Origin of the sequence: Jiangella rhizosphaerae, from assembly GCF_003579925.1 — a bacterium.
In the GTDB taxonomy this organism is placed as follows: Bacteria; Actinomycetota; Actinomycetes; order Jiangellales; family Jiangellaceae; genus Jiangella; species Jiangella rhizosphaerae.
The window spans coordinates 1-4,629 of sequence record NZ_QUAL01000324.1; the positions used below are offsets into that span (position 1 = coordinate 1).

The window sequence follows — 4,629 nt, forward strand, 5'->3', positions numbered from 1 at the left end:
CCGCGTACCCGGCAGCCGCGCCCAGGGCCTCGCCCTGGGCCGCGAGCACCGCGGCGCGGCAGGTCAGCAGCGCCGCCCGCGACGCCGGCGCGTCGACGTCGCCGAGGCCCTCCTCGTAGGCCGCCAGCAGCTCGGCCGCCTCTGCGTTGCGGCCGGCGGCGAGCAGCACGTCGAGGCGGATCCGCGCCAGGTCGCTGGCCCAGACCCACATCTGCTTGGTGACGATCGTGCGCATCGGCTCGTCGGTGACGGCGGCGGCGCCGGCGACGTCGCCGGCGTCCAGCCGCAGCGCGGCGAGCGCGGCGGCCGGCGTGACCGGCAGCGCGGCGATGCTGTCGGCCGGCGCATCGGAGAGCAGGCTGCGGAAGCGCTGCTCGGCTCTGCGGGGCGATCCGGCGGCCGCGTGCAGCAGCCCGTCCACGAGGAACGGCTCGAGGCTGCCGGACGTCTCCAGGTCGGCGGCGGCGACCAGATCCGTCACCCGCTCGGCCAGGCCGGCCCACCGCCCGGTGTACCAGTCCAGCTGCGCCTCGATCGCCAGCACGGTCGCCTGCAGCCGCGTGTAACCGGTGAGGCCGACCAGCTCGGTCGCGGTGGCCAGCCGTGCCTCGGCGTCGGCGTACCGCCCCCAGCCGGTGGCGACATAGGCGATGTTGGCCAGGCCGCGAGCCAGTTCCCGCCGCTCGTCGGCGTCCGTCACGGTGGCCGGCAGCTCGGCCGCGACCGTCCATCCCGCCTCCTGTCCCAGGGCGAGCAGCGCCGCGGCGCGGTCGGCGGTCAGCGCGAGCCGGTCGACCGGCGTGCCGACGCCCGGAGCCACCCGCGCCGCCCGCTCCAGCCAGCCGAGGTGGACGGCGGCCGGCCACGGTCCCTGCAACGGGTATCCCAGGTAGGTCATCGCGCGGGCGGCCTCCACCGGGTCGTGGGCGAGGTCGGGGACCGCGCGGGACAGCTCGGCATGCGCCTGCTCGAACTCGCCGGCCTGCAGCAGCAACCGGCCGAGCGGGTTGCGGATGTCGGCCTGCTCGCGCGGCGCGAGATCACCGCGGCCCAGGACGTCCCGCAGCGTCCGGATCGCCGCGTGGTGCAGGTCGTCGACGGGCTCGCGGCGTGCTGCCGCCGCGGTGGCGAGCTTGACCGCCAGCTGTACCGCGGCCGGCGCGGGGACCGGCGCCGTCGCCAGCGGCCGCACGAGCAGCGTCACGGCCGTCGTGTGGTCGCCCGAGGCGGCGGCATGGTCCGCGGCCTGCTCGGCGTACGTGCACCACTTCCCGATCTGGCGGGCGGCCTGGAAATGCCGGCTCAGCTGCACCACCGGCCGCGGTTCCCGCCGTTCCAGTGCCGCACCGGCGCGGCCGTGCAGACGGCGCTGGTCGACCCCGGTGAGCGCGTCGTAGACGGCCCGGCCCACCAGCGCGTGGCGGAACGTCAGACGGCCGCGGTCGTCGTCGGCCAGCAGGCCGCTGCGCACCGCTTCGGCGAGCGCGGCCCGCGAGCCGGCCGGGTCGAGCCCGGCGACCTCCGCGATCAGCCGCTCCTCGGCGGGCTCGGCGAGCACCGCCGCTGCCTCGATCGCTCGCCGCGCCGCCGGGCCGAGCCGCTGCGCCCGTTCCAGCACCGAGTCGCGGACGGTCGGCGGCACGGCGAGCTCGTCCAGGCTGCGCCTGATCCATTCGCCGTCGTGACGGAGCACGTCGTCGCGCTGGCGCAGCAGGCGCACCGACTCCTCGATGGCCAGCGGGATGCCGTCGGTCCGGTCGTGCAGGAAGCCGGCGAACTCGTCGGAGACCCGTTCGCCACCCAGCATGGAGGAGACCAGCCCGGCCGTCGCGGCCACGTCGAGGGGCGGCAGGGTGAGCCGCACCTGGGACCATCCGGCGGGCAGCCGCGACGACAACCGCAGGAGCAGCGAGCCGTCGGGGACGTCCTCGGGCCGGTAGCTCACGACCAGGCCGAGCGGAGGCTGCCGCCGGGAGACCAGGAAGAGCAGGAACTCCAACGTCGCGCGGTCGGCCCAGTGCACGTCCTCGACGACGAGCACGCGCACCCGCAGATGGCCGATCAGCTCGGCCAACGCGCTGAAGATGCGATGCCGGGAGGCCTTCGGATCGTCCAGCGGACCCGGCTGCGGCGGGAGGAGGTCGCTCCACTCCGGGAACAGCGGCCGCAGCACGCCCACCAGGGGACTCACGGGCATCCCGGGCAGGTGGTCCGCCGCCCGGCTCTGCCGGACGGCGTCCACGATCGGCCCGAGCGTGAGCGACTCCTGGAAGGGCGGGCAGGTGGCGACGAGCGCGCCGAGCCGGCCGGTGGCGACGTGTTCGCGGAGGAGCCGGCTCTTGCCGATGCCGGCCTCACCCTCGAGCAGCACCACCGCCGGCGGTTGCGCCAAGGCGTGGTCGAGGACGGCGAGCTCGCGCTCCCGGCCGACGAACGCGGGCGCGGAGACCTCGGCGTGGTCGGCGGTGTCGGCGCCTCGGGATGGGTGCGGCACGACCGGGCTCACCTTTCGCCAGCGCGACCACGTGACGAGCCGCCGCCGGCACCACCGGCGTCCTGCCCGCCTGCCCGGTTCGCACCTTAGCCGATGACCCGGAGGGCGGCCAGCCCCTCAGCGGGCGTTCGGGCGCGGGTGGGCTTCGGACGTCGCGCGGGCGAGGCCGTCGGCGCACCGCTGGATGAACGTCGTGAGCGTGCGGCGGTACAGGCCGCCCATGCCCGGCACCTTGGGCCGGAACGAGGAGCGCCAGCGGATGGTGGTGCCGTCCGGGCCCTCGGTGAGGTCGACGTCGGCGCGGTAGTCCTTGATGGCCAGGCCGGACACCAGCACGTAGCTCAGCCGGCGGTCGGGAACCAGCTCGACGATGCGCTCGCGGCTGGTGGTGCGGCCGGTGCGGAACACCCGCACCGCGCCGACGCTCTCGCCGCCGTCCTCGCCGGGGGACTCCAGCTCGAACGAGCCGAGCGGGGACCAGCCCGGCCAGCTCGCGCCGTCGCGCAGCAGCGCGTAGACGGCGGCCGCGGGCGCCGTCGTGGTGGCCGAGACGTCGATGCGTTGAACACCCATGTACCAAATGGTACAGCTAGGGTAGACGTCATGGCGGAGGCGGGTGGCGGGAAGGAACGGCTACTGCGGGCGGCGGTCGAGTACGTCGCGGCGAACGGGGTGGGCGAGCGGAGTCTGCGGCAGATCGCGGCCGCGCTCGGCACCAGCCACCGCATGCTGATCTACCATTTCGGCTCCAAGGAGGGCCTGTTCGTCGAGGTCGCCCGGACCATGGAGGACCGCCAGCGCGAGCTGCTGTCCGAGCTCGACGCCGTCGAGGGCGACCCGCTCGAGGTGGCCCGCCGGTTCTGGGCCCGGCTCGCCGACCCCGTGCTCTGGCCGCACGAGCGGCTGTTCTTCGAGCTCTACGGCCGCGCGCTGCAGGGCGACCCGGCCGCCCTGCCGCTGCTCGACGGCATCGTCGACACCTGGGTGACGGCGCTGGCCGGGCCGATGGAGCGGGCCGGCGCCGCGCCCGAGGTGGCGCGGGCGCAGGCCCGGCTCGGCCTCGCGGTCGCCCGCGGCCTGCTGCTCGACCTGCTCGCCACCGGCGACCGCGCCGGTGTCGACGCCGCGATGGAGCAGTTCGTCGCGATGTACGCGGCGACGCTTCCTCGGTGACGACGGTGGGCGCCGCCGGTGAGGACCGGCGCCCGCTGGCGAGCTCGGCCGGCCGGCTCCGCGTCGGCGGGGATCGTCACGTCCAGCCCCGCCGATCCGGCCCGGGCCGGCGTCCACGACGGCGAGGACGACGACGGTGTCACCTTGCGCCCACCTCACCGGCACCGACGTGAGCGGCGCGGGCTCGGCGTCGGGGTGGTGGACCGTGCCGTCCCCGTCGACGGGCGTGTGGTCGCGACGGCCCGCCACCCACCCACGAAAGTTGATCTTGGAGTAAGGCCGCCAATGCGGGGCGAAATGTCCGATGGATACCGGCGTTTCTCCAAGATCAACTTTGGTGGGTGGGTGGCGGGCGGCGAACGGTCAGGCGGGCTCGGCTAACACCACCACGTTGTCGCGGTAGCGGCCAAGGCCCCGGTCGTACTCGCCGCCGCAGGTGATCAGCCGCAGCAGCGGCCGGTCGTCCGGTCCGCCGTAGACGGCCTCGGTCGGGAACGCGTCCTGCGAGTACTGGCCGACGTCCACCACCCGGAAGCTCGACGTGCCGCCGTCGGCGTGGGTGACGACGATCTCGTCGCCGGGCGCCACGTCCCCGAGCCGGTAGAACACGTCCGGCCCGTCGCGGCTGTCGAGGTGACCGGCGATGACGGCCGCGCCGTTCTCGCCCGGCTCCGGCCCCGCCGCCCACCAGCCGGCCTCCCCGTACGGGGGCGGTACGAGAACATTGCCGGCATCGACGGCGATCGGCACGATGGCCGCCTCGATGCCGACCGCTGGGACCGCGACGGCGACCGGGTCGGCCAGCTCCGTCTCGGGTGCCCGCGTGGGGGCGGGGGACGGGGTCGGCGTGCGGCTCGGGGCCGGTGCGGCGGTCGTACTCGGTGCGGCGGGCGCCGCCGGGGTGGTCGGCGCGGCTGGAGTGGCCGGCGGGGTGGCCGGCCGGCCCGTGCCGGACGGGTCGC

The 4,629-nt window shown here is 75.7% G+C and carries 4 protein-coding genes; 1 reads left to right on the forward strand and 3 read right to left on the reverse strand.

Annotated elements, in window-relative coordinates:
* The coding region (locus DY240_RS24090) for an ATP-binding protein (protein ID WP_158602979.1) at positions 1-2,494 on the reverse strand (2,494 nt) is incomplete at its 3' end.
* Positions 2,495-2,611: 117 nt separating this feature from the next.
* Positions 2,612-3,067: an SRPBCC family protein gene (locus tag DY240_RS24095; RefSeq protein ID WP_119662264.1), complete on the reverse strand. Its 456-nt coding sequence runs from the start codon at positions 3,065-3,067 to the stop codon at positions 2,612-2,614.
* A gap of 30 nt (positions 3,068-3,097) precedes the next feature.
* Here DY240_RS24095 and DY240_RS24100 point away from each other — a divergent pair, with 30 nt between their 5' ends.
* Entirely contained in the window at positions 3,098-3,667 is a 570-nt protein-coding gene (locus tag DY240_RS24100) for a TetR/AcrR family transcriptional regulator (RefSeq protein WP_119662265.1), read from the forward strand.
* 363 nt (positions 3,668-4,030) lie between these two features.
* Here the strand turns inward: DY240_RS24100 and DY240_RS24105 are convergent.
* Positions 4,031-4,629 (reverse strand): sortase domain-containing protein (locus DY240_RS24105; RefSeq protein ID WP_199702287.1); only part of this gene is annotated, 599 nt, incomplete at its 5' end.

Coding starts and splice junctions, on each gene's coding strand:
- DY240_RS24095 (WP_119662264.1), bottom strand. CDS start 3,067: ATGGGTGTTCAACGCATCGACGTCTCGGCCACCACGACGGCGCCCGCG.
- DY240_RS24100 (WP_119662265.1), top strand. CDS start 3,098: ATGGCGGAGGCGGGTGGCGGGAAGGAACGGCTACTGCGGGCGGCGGTC.